Raw genomic sequence first — 18,590 nt, 5'->3', positions numbered from 1 at the left:
GTCACCCTCCCTGCACAGGGGCGGTCCGGCCGGGAGGCTGTCCACAGTTCGCGGGGACCGCCTCGGCGCCGGGGCGGTCCGGACGACACTGACTCGCATGCACCAGCGAGACGATCCCCACGACGACGACTTCCCGGCTCCTCGCGTGACCTGGCGGGTCCCGGACGCCCGGCGACTCCCCGCCCTCGAGCCCTACGCGGACGTCGTCGGGCGGGTCCCGGACGTGATGGTGCGTGAGACCGTCTGGGACACGTTCGACGGGGTGCTCGCGGCGGCCGGGGTCGAGCTGGTGCGCGGTGAGGACGGCACGTGGACGGTCGATCGCGGCGAGGGTCCGGAGCGCCTCGCCGACCGGAGCGCGGACGCACCGGTCCCGGAACTGGCGGTGCACCTGCGCGGTCGGCCCCTGACCGCCGTCCGGCTGCGGGACACCACGACGTCGCTCCTGGTCCTGCACAGTCGGGACGGCCGGGTGCGGGCCGAGGTCGCTGACGTCCGGGTCGACGAGGGCTCGCCGGACGAGGCTGTGCTCCGGGCCGGTCGCTGGTGGGCGCTGGCGGACGACGGCAGCGGCCACGCGCTCGTCCGCGGCGTGGAGCGGGCGCTCCGGGACGCGGCCGAGGATGCGGACACCGACGCGGGCGGACCGGACACGGACGGCGGCGGCGGCGGTGCTGCTGCCGACCGCGCTCCGGTACCGCGGCTCGCACCGCTCCGCCGGCCGTCCACGTCGCATCGTCCGCGATCCGGCACGGCCGCCCGGTTCGTCGTCGACGCGCTGGCCACGCTCCGCGCCGACCTGGTCCGGGTCGACCCGCTCGTCCGACGCCGGGAACCCGACGCGGTCCACGCTCTCCGAGGGTCGCTCCGACGGATCCGGAGCGTCCTGGCGGTCTACCGCGGCGCGCTCGACCGCGACGCCAGCGAGTCGGTGCGACGGAGCCTCGGCGCCGTCGGACGTGCAGCCGGGACGGTCCGTGACGCCGAGGTCCTGGCCGCCTCGGTGCAGATGCTCGCGGGCCGTGCGCCGGAGGGGCTCGTCGACGACGCGACGCTCGCCGGACTCGTGGGCCGCATGGGGTCGGCGCACGGGGACGCGACGGCGGGGTTCGACGAGGTGCTGTGCTCTGCCGAGTGGTTCTCCGCACTCGACGCACTCGACGCGCTCATCGCCGACGCACCACCGGGCCCGCGCGCAGGGGACGCCGTACGACCCTTCGTGGAGCGGCGACTCCACCGGGAGCGTCGTCGCATGCGCCGGGTGCGGGACGCGGCGACACGGTCTGCTGACCTCGAGGTGCTGCACGACGCCCGGAAGGCCGCGCGACGGCTCCGCTACGCGATCGACACTGCAGGTGGGTTCGACGGCGCGCACCGACACCTCGGCCGACTCCGCCGGGCGCAGGCGTCCCTGGGGGACGGACTGGACGCCGCGAACGCCGTTGCGGCCCTGCGGCACGAGGCGGACTTCACCGCCGGGGTCCTCGCGACGGTCGGCCGTCAGCGGGCCGACCGTCGGCTCAGACGTGGGCGTGAGCTGCTCGCCGGTCTCTGATCAGGACGTGCACTTCGTGGTCGAGAACTCGTTCGAGCCGACCACGTCGTTGTCACACGACACCGTGTTGCCGAGCACCGGGCGGAAGGCGAAGGCCACACCGTCGCTGTTGCCGAGGTCCACGGTGTTGCCGGAGAACGTGTTGTCCGTGCCCCAGCCGTCCAGGAGCTCGTGCGTCTGGAACCCGTCGAGGATCGAGTGCACCCCGCGGTTCCCGGTGACGCGCCAGCCGTTGCCCTTCACGTCGACCCAGGAGTCCGCATGGTTCTGCCCCTGCATGCCCGCACCGTCGAAGGAGTTGTCCGACAACACACCACCGGTCGTCCCCTCCTTGATGTCCACGTTCTCGGCTGCGGTGCCCGTGACCGTGTTCTCCGTGACGACGTTCCGGTCGCTGCGGTCCGGCTTGCAGTCGGACACGTCGCACCAGTTGTTCTTGGACGAGCCGATGTAGATGCCCTCGCCGAACTGCGGCTTCCGCAGTCCGGTCTCGGAGACGTGGTTGCCGCGCACCGTGTTGTCGCTGCTGTTGCCGCGGACGTGCACCGCCTCGTCCCCGGTCTTCCGGACCGTGAGCCCCTGGAGGACCGAGTGCTGCGTGTCGTCGAGCATCACGCCCTTCTGGCCGTTCTGCACCGTGAACCCGGACAGCGTCCAGTAGGCACCACCGTCGAGGTGCATGACGTAGCCGTCGGACGGGTCACCGCCGTCGAGGACCGCGCCGCTCCCGCCACAGAGGGCGATCGGCTGGCTGGCCGTGCCCTTCGCCGTCCCCTCGAAGGTCCCGTCGTAGGTGCCGTCGGCGAGGGCGATGACGTCCCCTGCCTCGGCGTCCTCCAGTGCGGACGTGAGTGCGTCCGCGGTGCTGACCCGGATGATCGGCGACGTGCATGCGGCGGCGGGGGCGGCTGTGGCCGTCCCCGTGGAGCCCTTCGCCGTGCCGCTGGTGGCGCCGCCGCCCTCGTCGGACTTCCCGCTGTCGGATCCGCCGTCGTCATCCAGCGTGCCGAGCTTCGGGGTGCGGCTGGCACTCGGCGTGCGGCCGGGGTCGGTGGTCGCCGAGGAGGTCGGCACGGGCGCTGCGACCGTCTCGGGGTCACGGACCGCTGCGCTGACGCCCCAGATCCCGCCGATGAGCACGGCTCCGGCCACGAGACCGACGGCGCCGGACACGATCTGGACGCGATGTCGTTCGAACAGGTTCGTCATCCGCGTCACCGGCGCGTCACGGCGAGCGCGGCGTCGACGTCCGCGGCCGGGGCGGCATGGGCTGCGCGCCGGCTGCCGTCCTGGTCCGTGGCCGCCTGGCCCGTGCCTGCCTGGTGCGGTCCGGCCTCTGCCATCGGCGACGAGATCGGCGAGGCGGGCAGGCCCAGCGTGGTCGGGTCGACGACGCCCCGGGTGAAGGAGGACAGGGGAGCGAGTTTGGCGTACGGGTGCTCGCGGGCCTCGCCCCGACGGCCGCGGATGACACCACCGATGGCTGCGGCCAGGACGATGAGCAGCAGGATCAGCCAGAGCACGGTGAGCGGTTGGAAGATGCCGCGCAGCGTCACGAGCAGCGGTTTGGTGGAGTGCCAGCCGGTCGTGGTGTTGCCGTGTTGAACGGCCTGGTCCGAGCGGGCGAGGTCGATCGCACTCGGTCCGCGCCCGGACACCGAGTTGTCGGTCACGGTCGTGCCCTTCGACGGGCCGACGACCGTCACCCCGTGGGTCCGCGCACCGGAGATCTCGTTGCCGTCCACGTCGGCGTCGGAGCCTCGGCTGTAGATCCCGATGTCGGCGCCCGCGATCGTGTTGTCGCTGACTTCGGAGGACCGGACGCCGTCGAGCACCGAGATGCCGTTCTGGGTCGAGCCCTTGATGACGTTGTTGCGCACGGTGGTCTTCACGGCGTCCTGACCGACGACGATGCCCATCCGGTTGCGGTCCATGGTGGAACCGCTCACCTTGACGTTCTCGCCACCGAGCACCTCGACACCGTACCGCCCGTTGTCGGACGCGGTGCTGTCGGTGAGGGAGTTGTTGCCGTAGTCGCCGGTCGGCATGCCGACGGCGTTCGGCCCGTCGGCGAGCGCCCCGCCGTTCAGCGTGATGCCGTTGCGTCCGTTCCGGTTGGCGGTCACCTGGCTGAGCACGATGCCGGTGGAGGCGCGGGTCATCTTGATCCCGTCCACCCCGTTGTCGTGGGAGTCGACCGAGGACAACGTACTGTTCGTCACGTAGCGGTGCAGCACGAGGCCGTCGATGAGCGAGTTCTCGATCGTGGAGTCCGACATCACGACCCCGTCGGCGCTCGTGAGGAACAGTCCGTACGCGTTGCCGTCGAACTCGGTGTGCTGGATCTTCGCCGAGACGAAGCTGTAGGACCCCGCGGCGGTGCTCTCACCCGGGGTGGTCCCGTCGACGGCACCGGTCGGAAGCAGGGTGGTGCCGAAGACGTCCTTCGTGGTGCGGAGGGTCTTCGCCGCCTGGGTGCCCGACGCCGAGTCGAGCGTGGACAGGTCGGTGCCGGTGAGCGAGACGCCGCCGGTCGTGCCGCTCCAGAAGCCGAGGTCGCGGAAGGACGCGTAGCTCAGGGTCGCCGTTCCGCCCTGGACGCGGACGTAGGCACGACCGTCGGTGGTGTCGGTGTCGACCTTGCCGGCCTGCGGGTCCCACGAGTCGATCGTGACCGGGGCCTTGGCGGAACCGGCGATCTGCAGGGCTCCGGCCTGCGTGACGATCGACACGAAGCCGCGGTCGTCGCTCTCCATGTGGATGTGCAGGCCGTCCGGGCTCGCGAGCTGCAGGGTGGCCCCGTTCTCCACGACGATGTTCTCGCTGAGCAGGTACGAACCGTCGGGCTGTTTGACGAAGGTCGAGGGTGCGAGCTGCTTGAGGTCGTCGACGGTGTACGCGGAGCCGCGGGCGACGAGCACCAGGGTGTACGAACTGCCCGTGGCGAGTCGGTACGGCTTCGTGGTCACGAGGCCGCTCCACCGTGCTGCCGAGGCGAGGGCCCGCACGTTGTAGATGCGTTCGTTCTCGGCGGCGACCAGTTTGGCCTCCTTGTTCGGGCTGCCGGGGTACGCCTCGCCCGTGACGACGGTCGACGCTCCGGCGTCCGCGGTCGACCCGGCGGTCGCGGCCTGCGCCGCGGTGGGGAGGGACAGGGCACCGGCGCCGGCGAGCGTCAGGGCGAGCGCGGAAGCAGTCGCGATGCGGCGACGACGAACGGACGTGGTGCGGGTCGGGTCGGTGCTCATGCTGCTGCCACCTCTCCGGCCTGGAGGCTCGTCGCCGGCTGCGACGCACGCTGCGTCCCCGACGTGGTGGCGGCGGCCGGCTCGGCCGTGTGGGACGCGGCCGCCGCTTCCGTGGTCGGCGCTGTGACGGTCGGCGCTGCGACGGTGGCCGTTGCCATCGTGGGGGCTGCCATCGTGGCTGCCATCGTGGCTGCCATCGTCGGGCCTGCCATCGTCGGCGCGCCCACCGCCGGTGCCGCAGTGGCCGCGAAGGCCGGAGCGGGGGTCGGGGTCGGTACGGTCTGCCCCGCCGGACGTGCGCCGGGACCGTCGAGGGTCGCCGCGGTCTGTCCGTCACCGCCCATCTGGTCGGCGTGCCGGGTCAGCCAGCCCTGCTTGTTCATCGTGATGAACGAGAACACCTTGATCGGCAGGGCGATGACGATCACCACGACGGCCAGGATCGGCAGGACGAAGAGGTCGAGCGGGTGACGGCGCAGGTTGGAGAAACCACGGACGGCACGACCGGCGAGCAGCCAGGCGAGGGTGAACCCCGCGCCGATGACGCTGAGCTCCAGTCGGCTGAACAGCAGGTACCACATGGTGATGCCCATGGTCACGGGCGTCAGGATGATCTGCAGCACGGTGATCTTCGTGACGAAGGGCACGCGCCAGATCCACCCCTTGGCGATGGCCGTCAGGTACGTCCGGTACGAGTTGCGGCTCCAGCGGATGCGCTGCTTGAAGAACGCCTTGCCGGTGGCCGGGAACATCGAGAGGGCCTTCGCGCTCTCCTGGTGCACGGTCTTGAAGCCCGAGGCGAGGACCAGCCAGGTCAGCCGCCCGTCGTCGCCGGCGACGCAGCGGCGGCCGAGGAAGAACTCGTTCTCGAGGTTGTCGAGCACGGGCAGCACTGCCGAGCGACGGTACGCGGCGGTGCGTCCCGACAGGCAGGGCACGGCACCGGCGGCGCCCATCGCTGGCACGTAGTTGAAGTACCGCAGGTTCACGAGCCAGTCGGCGATGATCCGCCAGATGCTCGAGTTCCGCTGGTAGACGTTCTGCTGCGTCCCGACACCGCCGACGGTGGTGTCCACGAAGGGCATCTGCACGTTCTCGAGCAGTCCCGGCTCCCAGCTGGTGTCGGAGTCGACGAGGACGACGACGTCGTACCGCGCGAGCCGGATGCCCTGGCCGAGGGCGCTGCGCTTGCCGACGTGGTGGAACAGGATCGGTTTCACGGTCGGGTCGCCCACGGCGACGATGCGCTGGTAGGCCTCGGTGTCGGCGACGTCCAGCACGATGATGATCTCGTCGGGGTTCTGCGAACGCCAGGACTCGAGGCAACGGAGCAGGATGTCGGGGTCTTCGTGGTAGCTCGGCACGACGACGGAGGTCGTGGTGCGGAAGCCGTTCACGATCGGCTTCGCCCGCGCCGACAGCACGACGCGGTAGAGCCACAGGGCCCACACGATCACACCGGCGATGCCGACGGGCACGTACTTGAGGGCTTCGTGGCCGAAGGCGACGAGCTGGTCGATGACGACCTGGGTCGATGTCTGGGATGCGGCGAGCGCGGCCAGGGTGTCCATGGGTTCGGGTCCTTCGGACTGGCAGGGTGGATGATCCGGGGCGCTCGGTGGGTGGCCGGGCGCGGACGGTCGGCGAGTGGGTGGCTCACACGGCGGTCGGTACGGCGTCGTGCTGAGGACGCTAGGCGGAGCGCCGACCAGGCGACAAGGGGCTGCGGGGCACTCTTGCGCGTTCGCGCAAGGCGCTGCGGAAGTGCGGGGGGCGCGCTTTCCGGCCCGGTGCCCTCTGCTGCTCACGGCGGCCAGCGCGCAGATCACGAGGTCCGCTCCACGCCCTGTACAACGCTGTACCGCTTCCGCCAGCATGGGGACATGAACGCGCACCTCGGCAACGACGCCGCCACCGCCCTCCCGCTCGCCAGTCGTCAGGACGGCGAGTACCCGCGCCCCCAGATGATGCGGTCCGCCTGGGCGGACCTCGACGGCACATGGTCCTTCCGCAACACGGATGACGACCCCGCCTGGCGGAACGGGTTCACGGACGCGCGCGACATCACGGTGCCGTTCCCGCCGGAGTCCGTCGCCTCGGGCATCGACGAGCCGGGCTTCCACCCGGTCGTCTGGTACTCGCGGCAGATCACGGCGGCGGACCTGGCGGCGGCCGGGCACGGTGCCGAGGCGCCCCGTGTGCTGCTGCACTTCGGCGCGGTCGACCACCGCGCTCGGGTCTGGATCGACGGGCAGTTCATGGGCGGGCACGAGGGCGGTCACACTCCTTTCACCCTCGACGTGACCGAGGCGCTCGGCACCGGCACGAGCACCGGCACCGGCACCGGCACCGGCACCGGCAGCACCACGCCCCACACCCTCGTGGTCCGCGCCGAGGACGACCCCCACGACCTCACCCAGCCCCGCGGCAAGCAGGACTGGCACGAGCAGGCGCACGACATCTGGTACCGCCGCACGACCGGGATCTGGCAGACCGTCTGGCTCGAGGCCGTCCCGGCCACCGCGATCCGCTCCCTCCGCTGGACGAACGTCGACCACGAGACGATGCGCCTCACCGTCCGGTTGACCGGTGAGCACCCGGTCGGCACGCGCCTCCGGGTCGAAGCCACCTGGACCGAACACGACGAGCACCTCGCCACCGTCGAGACGACCGTCGGTGCGACCGCCCACGAGAGCGAACTCGTCGTGCCGATCGCCCGACAGGCGAACGGTCAGGCGGAGCAGGAGCTGCAGTGGACCCCGGACGCGCCGCACCTGGTCGACGCCGTCGTGACCCTGCTGGCCCCGGAGGGTGACCCGCTCGACGCCGTGAGCTCCTACTTCGGCATCCGGACCACCCGGGTCGGCGGTGGTCGGTTCCTGCTCAACGACCGCAGCATCGACGTCCGGAGCGTGCTCAACCAGGGCTACTGGCCGGACTCGCACCTGACGGCCCCGACACGGCAGGCCCTGCGCCGGGAGGTCGAGCTCATCAAGGAGCTCGGGTTCAACGCCGCCCGGAACCACCAGAAGATCGAGGACCCGCGGTTCCTGTACTGGGCGGACCGTCTCGGGCTGATGGTCTGGGGCGAGGCCCCGGGCGCCTACGCGTTCTCCCCCACCGCGGTACAGCGACTGATGCGGGAGTGGATGGACGCCGTGGAGCGGGACGCCTCGCACCCGTCGATCGTGACCTGGGTCCCAGCGAACGAGAGCTGGGGCGTGCAGCACATCGCGACCGACCCCGCCCAGCAGGCCTACGCCCGTGCCCTGGCGGACGTCACCCGAGCGCTCGACGCGACCCGGCCGGTCATCTCGAACGACGGCTGGGAACACCCGGACTCCGACATCGTCTCGGTGCACGACTACGAAGGCGACGGAGACCGTCTGGCACGCACTTACGCCGACGACGAGGCGCGGACCCGGCTCCTCGCGGGTCTCGGACCGGCCGACCGCCTGGTCCTGGTGGGAGGTGCTGTGGACCGCGGGCAGCCGGTGATGCTGACCGAGTTCGGTGGCGTGAACCACCAGCCGGGTGCGCAGCGCGACGACGCCTGGGGGTACACGACGGCGGCGGACGGGGACGACTGGATCGCTCGCATCACCGCGCTGTACGACGCCGTGCGTGCGAGCTCGTTCCTGGCCGGCAGCTGCTGGACGCAGCTCACCGACACGATGCAGGAGACGAACGGGCTCCTCAACGCGGACCGGACGCCGAAGGAGCCGATCGAGCGGATCCGCCGCGCTGTCCTCGGAACGCCGGAACGCTGACACCGGAGGCGGTACGGCGGCCGTGCCGCGAGCTGACTCCGGAGCGTCTGGGAGGATCGGGCGCGTGACGGACCTGTTGGAGACGACCCGGGCCTCCGGACCGACCCGCCTCCGCCGGGCGGTGACGGCCGTCCTGGAGGCCCCCTCCAGCGGGTGGACCACTCCCCTGCTGCTGTGGCTGGCCTCCCGGGTGGTCAGCACCGTCCTGCTCGGGACCGTCTACCTGCTGGCGACCACGAACGGGTGGCACTTCGCCTCGTACCGGCGCGATCCGTCGTTCGCCACGTTCTCCGGGTCGTGGGACGCGTCCTTTTATCGGACCATCGCCGAGCACGGGTACCCGCACGTCCTGCCGACGGACCGGTCCGGCCACGTCGTGCCGAACCCGTGGGCGTTCCTGCCGCTGTTCCCCGGGGTCGTCCGCGCGGTGATGAGCGTGACCGGGGCCTCGTTCTGGGCGGCCGCTGTCCTGGTCGCGTCGGCCTGCGGTGCGGGTGCGTGCGTGGTGCTGTTCCGCCTCGTGCTCGCCGTCGCCGATCGACGCCGTGCCCGGTGGGCGACGGCGCTCTTCGCGTTCGGGGCGACCGGGTACCTGCTGCAGGTCGCCTACGCCGAGAGCATGTTCCTGCTGCTGCTGTTCGGGGCACTGCTCGCGCTCGTCCGGCGGCGGTACTGGCTGGTGGCGGTGCTCGGGGTGGTCGCCGCGTTCACCCGGCCGGGGGTGCTGGCCCTGGCGGTGGCGCTCGCCGTGCACCTCGTCGTCCGGTGGATCGCTGCCCGTCGCGCTGCCGGAGCGCCGGCCGGCGTCCAGCAGACGTTCCCGTGGCGGGAGCGGTTTGCGGTCGTCGTCGCGGGTCTGGTGGTGGCCGCGGCCGGGCTCGCCTGGCCCGTCGTCGCGTCGGCGGTCACCGGGCGGCCCGGGGCGTACCTCGACACGGAGCTGTCCTGGTGGGTCGGGTTCGTCGGCCGGGTCGACTTCACGCCGCTGACACCGTGGTTCCTGATGGCTGGACGGTGGCTCGGGCCGGCGGGGCTCGTCCTCGTCGTGGTCGTCCTGGTGGTCACGGCGTGGTTCCTCGGGCGACGTGACGTCCGGGCGCTCGGTCCGGAGGTGCTCGGCTTCGTGGTCGCCTACGTCGCCTACCTCGTCGCGGTGTTCCTGCCGCAGCAGAGCCTGCCCCGGCTGCTCATGCCCGCCGCACCGCTGCTCGGGTCGGACGTGTTCCTGGCGACCCGACGCCGGGCGGTGGGGTGGCTCGTGACGGGCGTGTGCCTGCAGGCCGTCGCTGTCGTGCTGCTCTGGTTCCTCGGGTTCCCCTGAGGGGTGCGGGCCTCCTGCCCGCCGCCGCTAGGCGTCGAACGTGTGGAACCAGGCGGTCCCACCCGGGTGCTGCACCGTGATCATCTCGTCGAGGTCCCGGTAGGGCCCGTCCTGGTTGTGGCTCGCCGACTTGATGCGGATGGTGCCGTCGGGCTCGGTGAACACCTCGGACACGATGGTCGTGTGGTCCGGCGACCCGTTCGCGTTCCAGTCGAACATGACGATGTCGCCGACCTTCACGTGCTGGCGCTCGTCGGACGTCCGCCGGGTCAGACCGAACGCCGAGGCGTTCTGGTCGAGCCACGGGTCCATCGCCGGGCAGTAGGTCCAGGTGGCCGAGTGCTGTGCACCGCCGGCTCGGTTGTACCAGTCGCTGCGCTGCTGCCACCCGCGGGCCTGGAGCGTCTGGTTCACGTAGTTCGCGCAGTCCCCACCGATCGGGTTCATCGTGCCGTACTCGGCCGTGTTGTAGTCCGACCAGTGCCGCATGGCGTACTGCAGCTGACGGTCGACGTCGGTCTTCGCTGCGTAGGCCACCGTCGTGGTGACGACCGCGGAGCTCGCGTCCGGCACGGCAGCCGCTGTCGGGGTCGGCGTCGCGGTGGCCGAGTCCTGCGTCGAGCCGACCTGCCCGTCGTTGGCCGCGCTACCGTTGCCGTCGGACGTCTGGTTCGCCGAGGGGACCGGCTGCACCGCCGTCGTGAACAGTGCGACGTCCGCCGATCCGGCCGTGTACATCGCCTGGTGCGGGGCGGTGAAGGTGACCGTCGTCGCGGTGGCCGACACGTCGCGGGCCGCGACACCGCCGACCGTGACCCCCGTCACTGCGGCGAGCCCCGTGCCGGAGACCGTCACGGTGACACCGCCGGCGAGCGGGACCTCGGCGGGCTCCACGGACGTGGCCGTCGGCTTCGCGCCGGAACCCTTCGCCGGCCTCGAGGCGTCACCGGAGTTGGCGGCACCCGAAACGCGGGGCGTCGAGGACCCGGCACCCGGGCCGTCGGACGAGCAGGCAGCGGCGACGAAGCCGACACCGGTGATGCCGGCGAGGGACAGGAGGGTACGGCGCGTGATCGGGGCAGTCATGACGCGTCCCAGGCTAGGCGACGCAGTCGTGTGATCGACCACCGACTCGGCGGACTCGGATCGGTCCCGCCGCGGCTGGTCAGGCCTCGGGCTGCTCGGGCGTCGGCTGATGCGGCGTCGATGGCGCCACGGTGATGTTCACGAGCCACGTGATGCCGAACCGGTCCGTGACCATGCCGAACTCGTCACCCCACGGCGCCTGCGTCAGCGGCTCGAGCACCGTGCCGGCGTCGGAGAGCGCCGCGAAGTACCCGCGGAGGTCGGCGGCGTCCGCTCCGTCGCCGGAGAGTGACATCGAGATGTTGTTCGTGTCCGACCGGCTCATCGACGACGGGGTGTCCGACGCCATGAGCACGTAACCCCGGGTGGTCTCGAGCTGCCCGTGCATGATCTTGTCCGCATCGGCGGGGTCCTGGGCGGCTCCCATCTCGGCGAAGGTCCCGATGCGCAGATCGCCGCCGAACACCGATCGGTAGAACTCCAACGCCTGCCGGGCGTCGTCGCGGAAGCCGAGGTACGGGTTGAGTCGTGAGGTCACGATGGGCTCCTTCGTCCGGGGCTCATGGTGCCAGTGCGCCCCGGCCGCCGCAAGGACGGACCACTCGCGAGCAGCCCGCCCCGGTCAGGCCGACTCACGTGCAGGAGACGTCACGGTCGATCGTCGTCTTCCCGAACGTGGTGACGTACTGGGTCATCGCGGTCTTGCCACCGGCGAGCCCGGGCGCGGAGCACGCCTTCTGCGCCGCGGCGAGCGTGCCCGGGCCGATGGCGATCCAACTGCTGCGGCCGTACACCGTACTGGTCTTCGGGACGACGCCGGCGACGGTCGCCCACTGGCTTGCCGTGGAGTAGAACCCGATGGACTTCGCGCCGCCGCTCTGCAGCCCGGCGATCATGCCCTCGAGCACGGTCCGGTTCAGGGCGGTGTCGGTCTGGTGGGAGAACTGCGTCTCGACGTCGATCCACCAGCGGTGGGAGCCGGGGTTCGCGACACCGCGCTTCGTCGTGTCGTCACCGCCGAGGGCGTACCCGTAGAGGAAGGAGCACGCCGGGCTGTTCTGCGGCTTCCCGCCGGCGCGGGTCGAGCACGAACCGTAGGGGTTCTTCGGCGCGTACCCCTTGAACACGTTCGACGTCGGCCAGGTCGAGGCGGCCGCGGCGGCGGGGTTCGCGAAGAGCACGTAGAGCTGGGCCTTCGGCTGGGCGGTCCCACCGGCCGAGAGACCTGCCCAGGCGAGCTGGCTGCTGAAGCACGGGTTCGTGGTGTTCGCCAGGGCGGCGTTCACCCCCACGACACCGAACGCCTGATCGGTCGGCAGCGCCGAGCCGCACTGCGGGTACGACACGTCCGCGCCGGTGCCGACGCCGGAGGACCCGTCGACGAAGTAGCCGACCGCGTCCAGGTTGAGCGCCCCGCTGCCGGCCTTGGCCCGCGTCTGCACGGTGCCGGTCGGGGCGATCGGTACGGTCACCGTCGCGGCGAGCGACTGCGACTTCGCGACCACCTGGGTCGTGGCCACGGCGGCACCGGCTGCGCCGACGTGGAACCAGCCGCTGGCGCTGAGCCCCTTCGTCCGGGCGGTCAACACGGCGGCTCGTGCGGTCGTCGGGATGCCGCCGGCGCCGGCGACACGCACCCGCTGCACCGTCGAACTGACGGTGGTCGAGGCGACCCGTGCGCCGTCGGCGGGCACGAACACCAGACCGGAGGCCTTCGCCGACCAGTAGCCGACGACGGTGACCGTGACACCCGAGGCGACGCCGGAGGTGCGGACGTCGACCGCGCCGCTCGCGGGCAGTCGCACGGTCGCGGTGTTCGCGATCGACAGGCCCTTCGACGAGAACGCCTGGGTGACGGCGGCACGGTTCGACACGCCCTGCGCGGTGACGCTCACGCTGCCGGCCCCCGCCGGGCTGCTGACCCGGACGTCGAGGACCGCGGCGGTCGCCCCGACCGGCACGCCGGCCCGACCGGTGACGCGGACGGTGGTGGGTCTGGTCGCCGCGACGGTCCCGGAGAAGAGCGACGCGGGGGTCACCGGTGCGTAGGTGGACCCGCTGCTGCCGTACGACCCGGCGACGATGAGCGAGACCGTCGCCGTCCCCGCCGAGAGCACCACCTGGACCCGACCGCCGGAGACCGCCACGGTGGTCGCGCCGGCGACCGCACGGCCGCGGACGTAGTCCTGCAGGGGCGGACGGTCTGCGCTGCCGACCGGCACGACCGAGACGGCGCCGGCTGCCGTGGGGTCGGCGACCTGCACGACGAGCGTCGCGGCGGTCGCCGTCGCCGGGATCCCGGGGAGTGTGACCGTCGTCGGCGTCGTCCGCACGGTGCCCCGCCAGACGGTCGGTGCCGCGAGCGGCGTGTAACGCCCGAAGCCCGGTGCAGTCGTCGCCGGTGCAGTCGTCGCCGATGCGGTCGTCGCGCCCGTCGTCCCGGCGGTGGGGGCCGCGGCGGAGGCTGACGCGACCGGGCCGACGACGAACCCCGTCGAGACGACGACTGCTGCCGCGATGGTCGCGAGCGCTCGTGTGAAGCGGTGCATGGCACTCCCCTGGTGTCCGCCCGGGCCGGGCGCAGCAGGAGTCTAGGGGCCGGGTGTGGCGCGCCGACAGCCCCAGGACGAGACCTGTGGAGAGCCGGATGCGACGGCGGGAACACGTCAGGCCCGGAACCGGACGGTTCCGAGCCTGTGTGTTGCTACCTGGTGGAGCTAAGGGGATTCGAACCCCTGACCTTCTCATTGCGAACGAGACGCGCTACCAACTGCGCCATAGCCCCAAGTGCTCGACCACGATAGCACCGCGGTGCAGCGAACCCGAAATCGGGTCGCAGCGGTCGGGCGTGCCGCAACCGGTCAGACCGCGCGACGCCGACGCATGATCGCATCGAGGTCGGTCTGCCCGTACGCGTCGTCGCCGAGGACACCCATGCCGGCCCAGCGGCTGGGCGGGCCGGGGGGTGCAGCCGGGACGTCACGAGGAGCGGACGGGTCCGACCCGGACGCTTCCGCGGGCGACGACGAGGACCCAGACCGGGACACAGACGCGGGCGCCGCGCGGAGCCCGAGCCGCTCCGCGAGCCGCCCCTGGTCGTGCGAGGACAGTGCCGCCGCGGCGTCCTCGACGTCCGCACGCATCCGCGACACCCGCGCCAGCGACGGGTCGGACCCGGCCGCCCGGATCGCGGCCGCCTCCGCGTCCGCTTCGGCCTTCGCCTGCGCGACACGCTCCCGCAGCCGCGCGGCGAGCACGGCTGACGACTCCGGCGACGGCTCGGGCGCCGTGGGCGCCTGCACGTACAGCGGCTTGGGGACCGCCCCGGGCGTCCAGGTGCGCTCGGCCGGCGCTGCCTCGGGCTGCTCTGCCGACAGCGGCGGCGCGGGGTCCGTCCAGGTGGTGGCCGGACGGGAGGCCCGGCGCTGCTCCGGCGCGCCGGCTGCGGCCCGACGGCGCCGCGCGGTGGCGACCTGGTGCAGCTGCGCGAGCACCGCGGCGGAGCCGCCGACCGCGACGAGTCCGGCGACGGCGAGGATCCAGGCACCGGGTGCGGCGACGAGGACGACGATCGCCGTGAGGAGTCCGAGCGCGCCGAGGGTCGTGGCGCCGAGGCGCGAGCGACGCATCCGCATCGCGGTGAGTGCGGGCACGGACGACACCTGCTCGAGCACGGGCGCCTGCGCGGCCAGACGACGGGTGATCTCCCGCTGTCGTGCGGCTTCGTGGGCGCGGACGATGGCGGCGCGCTTGGCCTCTTCCGACCGGGCGACGCGCTGCGCCTCGGCGAGGGACTTCGCGTTCATCTCCACGCGGACCTCGTCGGGCAGTTCGGCGGTCTGCGCCAGGATGCGGAGGGTCTGCTGCAGGCGGATCGCGTTCCGCTCGGTCGCCAGGTACTGACGTCGCGCAGCCCATGCGGGCATCAGGTACACGACCCAGAGCACTGCCGCCACGAGCAGCACGACGCCGCCGCCCCAGGTCCCGAATCCCATGGGGCAACGGTAGGGGGAGCGCACCGCCGGGACGCCCATTGCCGGGAGCGTGTCGAGCGAGTCGCGACGGATCCGTCGAACGGGGGACGGGCCTCCTGCCCGGCAGCGGCGCGACGCGGACCGTCGGCCGCAGGCCCGGTCAGCCGCGCGGGGAGATGGGCAGCGGCACGGCCGCTTCGTCCCAGGCCTCGTCCGGCACACGGCCCGCGCCGAGCGGGACCTGCCCACGGACCCAGCGGTCCAGGACGCCGTCGCGGACCTCTTCGGCGACCAGGCCGAAACAGAAGTGGTCACGCCAGTCGCCGTTGATGTGGATGTACCGGCGGCGCAGGCCCTCGTAACGGAAGCCGAGCTTCTCGACGACCCGGAGGCTCGGGGCGTTCTCCGGCCGGATGCAGATCTCGAGGCGGTGGATGCCGACGACGCGGAAGCAGTGGTCGGTCGCGAGGGCGACCGCGGTCGGGGTCACGTTGTGACCGGCCGCGTCCTGCACGACCCAGTACCCGATCGACGCGCTCGCGAGCGAGCCGTACGTGATCCCGGACACGTTGAGCTGGCCGACGAAGCGACCGTCCAACTCCATGGCGAACGGGAGGCCCAACCCGGCCCGGGCGTTCGCCTGCAGTGCGCGGATGCTCCCCCGGACGTCGGAGGACGCCATGCCGGAGGGGTTCGTAGCCTCCCAGGTGCGGAGCCAGGAGCGGTTGCCGGCGAGCGCGAGGTCGAGGTCGCGGGAGTCACGGACCCGGAGGGGGCGGATGGTGACCCGCCCGTGGGTGAGGGTCGGGATCGTCGTCATCGCTTCTGGTTCCTCCGGGGTCCCGATCTGGTCGGGACGGGTGTCCCGTACGGGTCCGGGTGCACCGGCCCCGTACGGGATGGGTCGACTCATTCGCCCGCGTTGAACTCCTTGAGCCAGGACTTGAGGTCCGGCCCGAGGTCCTCGCGGTCCGAGGCGAGCTGCACGATCGCCTTGATGTAGTCGAGTTTGTCACCGGTGTCGTAGCGGCGTCCACGGAACACGACGCCGTACACGCCACCTGTCCATTCCTCGGCGCTCGCCATCTTCATGAGCGCGTCGGTGAGCTGGATCTCGCCGCCCTTGCCGGGCTCCTGCTTCTCGAGGACGTCGAAGACCTCGGGGCGGATGACGTAGCGGCCGATGATGGCCAGGTTCGACGGGGCCTCACCCTGCGCCGGCTTCTCGACCAGGCCGGTGATCTTCACGACGTCGTCGGTGTCGGTCGGCTCGACCGTGGCGATGCCGTAGAGGTGGGTCTGCGACTCCGGGACCTCGAGGAGCGCCACGATCGTCGCGTTCTTCTCACCCTGGACCTCGATCATGCGCTTGAGGAGCGGGTCACGGGCGTCGATGATGTCGTCGCCGAGGAGCACGGCGAACGGTTCGCGGCCGACGTGCATCTTCGCGCGGAGCACCGCGTGGCCGAGGCCGAGCGGGTCGCCCTGGCGGACGTAGTGCATGTCCGCGAGGTCGGTCGACTGGTTGACCTTCTGCAGCTTCTCGTGGTCGCCCTTCTTGCGGAGGGTCTCCTCGAGCTCCGACACGTGGTCGAAGTGGTTCTCGAGCGCGTTCTTGTTGCGCCCGGTGATCATCAGGACGTCGGTGAGACCCGCATCGACGGCCTCTTCCACGACGTACTGGATGGCCGGCTTGTCGACGACGGGAAGCATCTCCTTCGGCATCGCCTTGGTCGCGGGGAGGAAGCGCGTGCCCAGCCCTGCAGCGGGGATCACGGCCTTCGAAATCTGGAAGCCCATGCAGCGACCGTATCCGATCCCCATTTCCAGGGCATGTCAACGGATAGGGGGACAGCGAGATCGGCGGGAAACCGCATCGCCCGCGATCGCTACAATCGTCGCCATGACCGCCGATCTCGGGAACGAGAAGCGTGCCCTGCGAGCCGACCTCCGGCAGCGGCGGCGCAGCCGGACCTCGACCGAACGGGACGCCGACTCGCTGTCCCTGACCGCGACGTTGCAGCGGTTCGTCGAGGAGCGCCAGATCACCTCGGTCGCCGTGTACCTCTCCGCGCCCGACGAACCCGACGTGCGCCCCTTCCTCAACTGGGCGTTCGACCGGGGCCTCCGCGTGCTGCTCCCGGTCACCCGCGAGGACGGGCTGCTCGACTGGGCGGTCGGCGACGGCTCCTCCGAGCGCGAAGGGCTGTTCGGCATGCCCGAGGTCGTCGGCGAGGTGCTCTCCCCCCTGGCGATCAACGACGTCGACGCGATCCTCACCCCCGCGGCCGCGGTCGGCCACGACGGGGTCCGGATGGGATGGGGTCGCGGGTACTACGACAAGACCCTCGGGTCCATGGCGAAGCGCCCGCCCGTCTATGCTGTGGTGTTCGATGCGGAGTACCTCGACGAGGTCCCGCGCGAAGCCCACGACGAACCCGTGGACGGCATCATCACGCCGTCACGCATCATCACGTTCCGGAGCTGACGTGCCCACCTACTCGTACCGCTGCACCGAGTGCGGCAACGCGTTCGACATCAAGCAGTCGTTCTCCGACGACACCCTGACCGAGTGCCCGGTCTGCGGCGGAGTCCTGCGCAAGGTCTTCTCGCCGGTCGGCGTGACCTTCAACGGGGGCGGCTTCTACCGGACGGACTCGCGGCCGACGCCGAAGAGCGAGGGCGGGTCCGGGTCGAGTTCGTCCGGGTCCGGGTCAGGCGCGGGCTCGTCGGGCTCCGGCTCCGGCTCCTCCGGCTCCTCCGGCTCCGGCTCGTCCGGCTCCGGCTCGTCGGGCTCCGGCTCGTCCACGAGCACGTCGAGTTCCGGCTCCTCGGGGTCGTCGACCTCCGGATCCTGACCGACGCCGCGCCCCCTGGATAGGTTGGAGCGGGCCGCTGCACGGTGGTCGTCCACGACAGAAGGGGGCCCGCGTGAAGGGCTTCAGGGAGTTCCTGCTCCGCGGGAACGTCATCGACCTCGCGGTCGCGGTGGTCATCGGCGCCGCGTTCACCGCGATCGTCACGACGATCGTGAACTCGCTCATCAACCCGCTCATCGGTGCCGTGTTCAACGCGTCGAGTCTCGACAAGGCGTTGGTCTGGGAGATCCCGACCGTCTCCGGGGGTAGCGCGCCGATCCTGTTCGGCGCGATCATCGGCGCGGTCCTGAACTTCGTCATCGTCGCCGCCGTCGTGTACTTCGCACTCGTGGTCCCGGTGAACCACCTGAAGAAGGTGGCCTTCGACCGGGTGAAGAACAACGAGGAGCAGACGCCGCAGGACGTCCCGCCGACCGACGTCGAGGTGCTGCTCGAGATTCGCGACCTGCTCCGCCGTCAGGGTGGCGACGACGCAGCGGTCCCGACCGGCGGCGGCACACACGTCGCACCGTCCGACACCTCCGAGGGTGCCGGCATCGCCGGCTCGACGAAGCTGTAGGACTCAGCCGCTCCCGCCGAGCGGTCACGACACCCCGCGGGCCCGTCGCCGACCGGTCACGACACCCCGTTCCGCCGGAAGGTGAACAGGGTGTTGTGACCACTCGAGGGTGGGCGCGCGGTGTGGCGGGCGTCAGCCGGACCTCCCGTGGGTCACACGACAGGCCGTAGCCACCCCCGCCGAGCGGTCACGACGCCC

At 71.6% G+C, this 18,590-nt stretch carries 15 protein-coding genes and 1 tRNA gene; 6 read left to right on the top strand and 10 right to left on the bottom strand.

Annotated features, from left to right (window positions below):
- Nucleotides 1-97 precede the first annotated feature (97 nt).
- Nucleotides 98-1,555, top strand: coding sequence for a CHAD domain-containing protein (locus tag DEJ31_RS07220; protein ID WP_146243111.1), 1,458 nt, complete (start codon nucleotides 98-100; stop codon nucleotides 1,553-1,555).
- On the opposite strand, the gene DEJ31_RS07215 is transcribed toward DEJ31_RS07220, so the two are convergent.
- From DEJ31_RS07215 to DEJ31_RS07205, 3 genes are read right to left on the bottom strand one after another with little or no spacing between them, the layout of a single operon-like run.
- Nucleotides 1,556-2,764 carry a right-handed parallel beta-helix repeat-containing protein gene (locus DEJ31_RS07215; RefSeq protein ID WP_111121526.1) on the bottom strand — a complete coding sequence of 403 codons (1,209 nt, stop codon included), beginning with the start codon at nucleotides 2,762-2,764 and terminating at the stop codon, nucleotides 1,556-1,558. It lies immediately after the preceding gene.
- A gap of 5 nt (nucleotides 2,765-2,769) precedes the next feature.
- Nucleotides 2,770-4,803, bottom strand: coding sequence for a right-handed parallel beta-helix repeat-containing protein (locus tag DEJ31_RS07210; RefSeq protein WP_110904968.1), 2,034 nt, complete (start codon nucleotides 4,801-4,803; stop codon nucleotides 2,770-2,772).
- Nucleotides 4,800-6,374 carry a glycosyltransferase gene (locus DEJ31_RS07205; RefSeq protein ID WP_111121525.1) on the bottom strand — a complete coding sequence of 525 codons (1,575 nt, stop codon included), beginning with the start codon at nucleotides 6,372-6,374 and terminating at the stop codon, nucleotides 4,800-4,802. Before DEJ31_RS07205 ends, DEJ31_RS07210 begins: the two co-directional genes overlap by 4 nt.
- 312 nt (nucleotides 6,375-6,686) lie before the next feature.
- Here DEJ31_RS07205 and DEJ31_RS07200 point away from each other — a divergent pair, with 312 nt between their 5' ends.
- Both DEJ31_RS07200 and DEJ31_RS07195 read left to right on the top strand, forming a co-directional pair.
- Nucleotides 6,687-8,573 (top strand): glycoside hydrolase family 2 protein, encoded by a 1,887-nt coding sequence (locus tag DEJ31_RS07200; protein WP_111121524.1) that lies wholly within the window; start codon nucleotides 6,687-6,689, stop codon nucleotides 8,571-8,573.
- Between the two features lie 64 nt (nucleotides 8,574-8,637).
- A complete protein-coding gene (locus DEJ31_RS07195) occupies nucleotides 8,638-9,894 on the top strand; it encodes a hypothetical protein (protein ID WP_258366208.1) in 1,257 nt (418 codons plus the stop codon).
- A 27-nt stretch (nucleotides 9,895-9,921) separates the two neighbouring features.
- Here the strand turns inward: DEJ31_RS07195 and DEJ31_RS07190 are convergent, their stop codons facing one another.
- The 7 genes from DEJ31_RS07190 to galU form a co-directional block, all read right to left on the bottom strand.
- Nucleotides 9,922-10,980, bottom strand: a complete 1,059-nt coding sequence (locus tag DEJ31_RS07190) for an amidase domain-containing protein (protein ID WP_111121523.1) — start codon at nucleotides 10,978-10,980, stop codon at nucleotides 9,922-9,924.
- A 79-nt stretch (nucleotides 10,981-11,059) separates the two neighbouring features.
- Entirely contained in the window at nucleotides 11,060-11,518 is a 459-nt protein-coding gene (locus DEJ31_RS07185; protein WP_111121522.1) for a VOC family protein, read from the bottom strand.
- A gap of 94 nt (nucleotides 11,519-11,612) precedes the next feature.
- Nucleotides 11,613-13,529 (bottom strand): hypothetical protein, encoded by a 1,917-nt coding sequence (locus tag DEJ31_RS07180; protein ID WP_111121521.1) that lies wholly within the window; start codon nucleotides 13,527-13,529, stop codon nucleotides 11,613-11,615.
- Between the two features lie 160 nt (nucleotides 13,530-13,689).
- Nucleotides 13,690-13,765: transfer RNA gene (locus DEJ31_RS07175), tRNA-Ala, on the bottom strand.
- Nucleotides 13,766-13,841: 76 nt separating this feature from the next.
- Nucleotides 13,842-14,975, bottom strand: coding sequence for a hypothetical protein (locus DEJ31_RS07170; RefSeq protein WP_110904962.1), 1,134 nt, complete (start codon nucleotides 14,973-14,975; stop codon nucleotides 13,842-13,844).
- Between the two features lie 139 nt (nucleotides 14,976-15,114).
- Nucleotides 15,115-15,774, bottom strand: coding sequence for a GNAT family N-acetyltransferase (locus DEJ31_RS07165; protein WP_110904985.1), 660 nt, complete (start codon nucleotides 15,772-15,774; stop codon nucleotides 15,115-15,117).
- A gap of 89 nt (nucleotides 15,775-15,863) precedes the next feature.
- Nucleotides 15,864-16,754: a UTP--glucose-1-phosphate uridylyltransferase GalU gene (gene galU / locus DEJ31_RS07160; RefSeq protein ID WP_110904961.1), complete on the bottom strand. Its 891-nt coding sequence runs from the start codon at nucleotides 16,752-16,754 to the stop codon at nucleotides 15,864-15,866.
- A gap of 103 nt (nucleotides 16,755-16,857) precedes the next feature.
- On the opposite strand from galU, the gene DEJ31_RS07155 reads away from it, so the two are divergent.
- The 3 genes from DEJ31_RS07155 to mscL all read left to right on the top strand — a co-directional run bounded on the left by DEJ31_RS07155 (nucleotide 16,858) and on the right by mscL (nucleotide 18,392).
- A complete protein-coding gene (locus DEJ31_RS07155; protein ID WP_110904960.1) occupies nucleotides 16,858-17,442 on the top strand; it encodes a 5-formyltetrahydrofolate cyclo-ligase in 585 nt (194 codons plus the stop codon).
- Nucleotide 17,443: 1 nt separating this feature from the next.
- Nucleotides 17,444-17,812 carry an FmdB family zinc ribbon protein gene (locus DEJ31_RS07150; RefSeq protein ID WP_111121520.1) on the top strand — a complete coding sequence of 123 codons (369 nt, stop codon included), beginning with the start codon at nucleotides 17,444-17,446 and terminating at the stop codon, nucleotides 17,810-17,812.
- Between the two features lie 73 nt (nucleotides 17,813-17,885).
- The gene (gene mscL / locus DEJ31_RS07145) at nucleotides 17,886-18,392 is read left to right on the top strand and encodes a large conductance mechanosensitive channel protein MscL (protein ID WP_111121519.1); all 507 of its coding nucleotides are present in this window, start codon (nucleotides 17,886-17,888) and stop codon (nucleotides 18,390-18,392) included.
- Nucleotides 18,393-18,590 lie beyond the last annotated feature (198 nt).

Source organism: Curtobacterium sp. MCPF17_031 (assembly GCF_003234035.1).
Lineage (GTDB): Bacteria > Actinomycetota > Actinomycetes > Actinomycetales > Microbacteriaceae > Curtobacterium.
This window is presented reverse-complemented; position numbering and strand designations above follow the sequence as displayed.

Excerpts from the sequence above, each read along its gene's own strand:
- DEJ31_RS07220 (WP_146243111.1), top strand. The coding sequence starts at position 98 with ATGCACCAGCGAGACGATCCCCACGACGACGACTTCCCGGCTCCTCGC.
- DEJ31_RS07215 (WP_111121526.1), bottom strand. The coding sequence starts at position 2,764 with ATGACGAACCTGTTCGAACGACATCGCGTCCAGATCGTGTCCGGCGCC.
- DEJ31_RS07210 (WP_110904968.1), bottom strand. The coding sequence starts at position 4,803 with ATGAGCACCGACCCGACCCGCACCACGTCCGTTCGTCGTCGCCGCATC.
- DEJ31_RS07205 (WP_111121525.1), bottom strand. The coding sequence starts at position 6,374 with ATGGACACCCTGGCCGCGCTCGCCGCATCCCAGACATCGACCCAGGTC.
- DEJ31_RS07200 (WP_111121524.1), top strand. The coding sequence starts at position 6,687 with ATGAACGCGCACCTCGGCAACGACGCCGCCACCGCCCTCCCGCTCGCC.
- DEJ31_RS07190 (WP_111121523.1), bottom strand. The coding sequence starts at position 10,980 with ATGACTGCCCCGATCACGCGCCGTACCCTCCTGTCCCTCGCCGGCATC.
- DEJ31_RS07180 (WP_111121521.1), bottom strand. The coding sequence starts at position 13,529 with ATGCACCGCTTCACACGAGCGCTCGCGACCATCGCGGCAGCAGTCGTC.
- DEJ31_RS07170 (WP_110904962.1), bottom strand. The coding sequence starts at position 14,975 with ATGGGATTCGGGACCTGGGGCGGCGGCGTCGTGCTGCTCGTGGCGGCA.
- DEJ31_RS07165 (WP_110904985.1), bottom strand. The coding sequence starts at position 15,774 with ATGACGACGATCCCGACCCTCACCCACGGGCGGGTCACCATCCGCCCC.
- galU (WP_110904961.1), bottom strand. The coding sequence starts at position 16,754 with ATGGGCTTCCAGATTTCGAAGGCCGTGATCCCCGCTGCAGGGCTGGGC.
- DEJ31_RS07155 (WP_110904960.1), top strand. The coding sequence starts at position 16,858 with ATGACCGCCGATCTCGGGAACGAGAAGCGTGCCCTGCGAGCCGACCTC.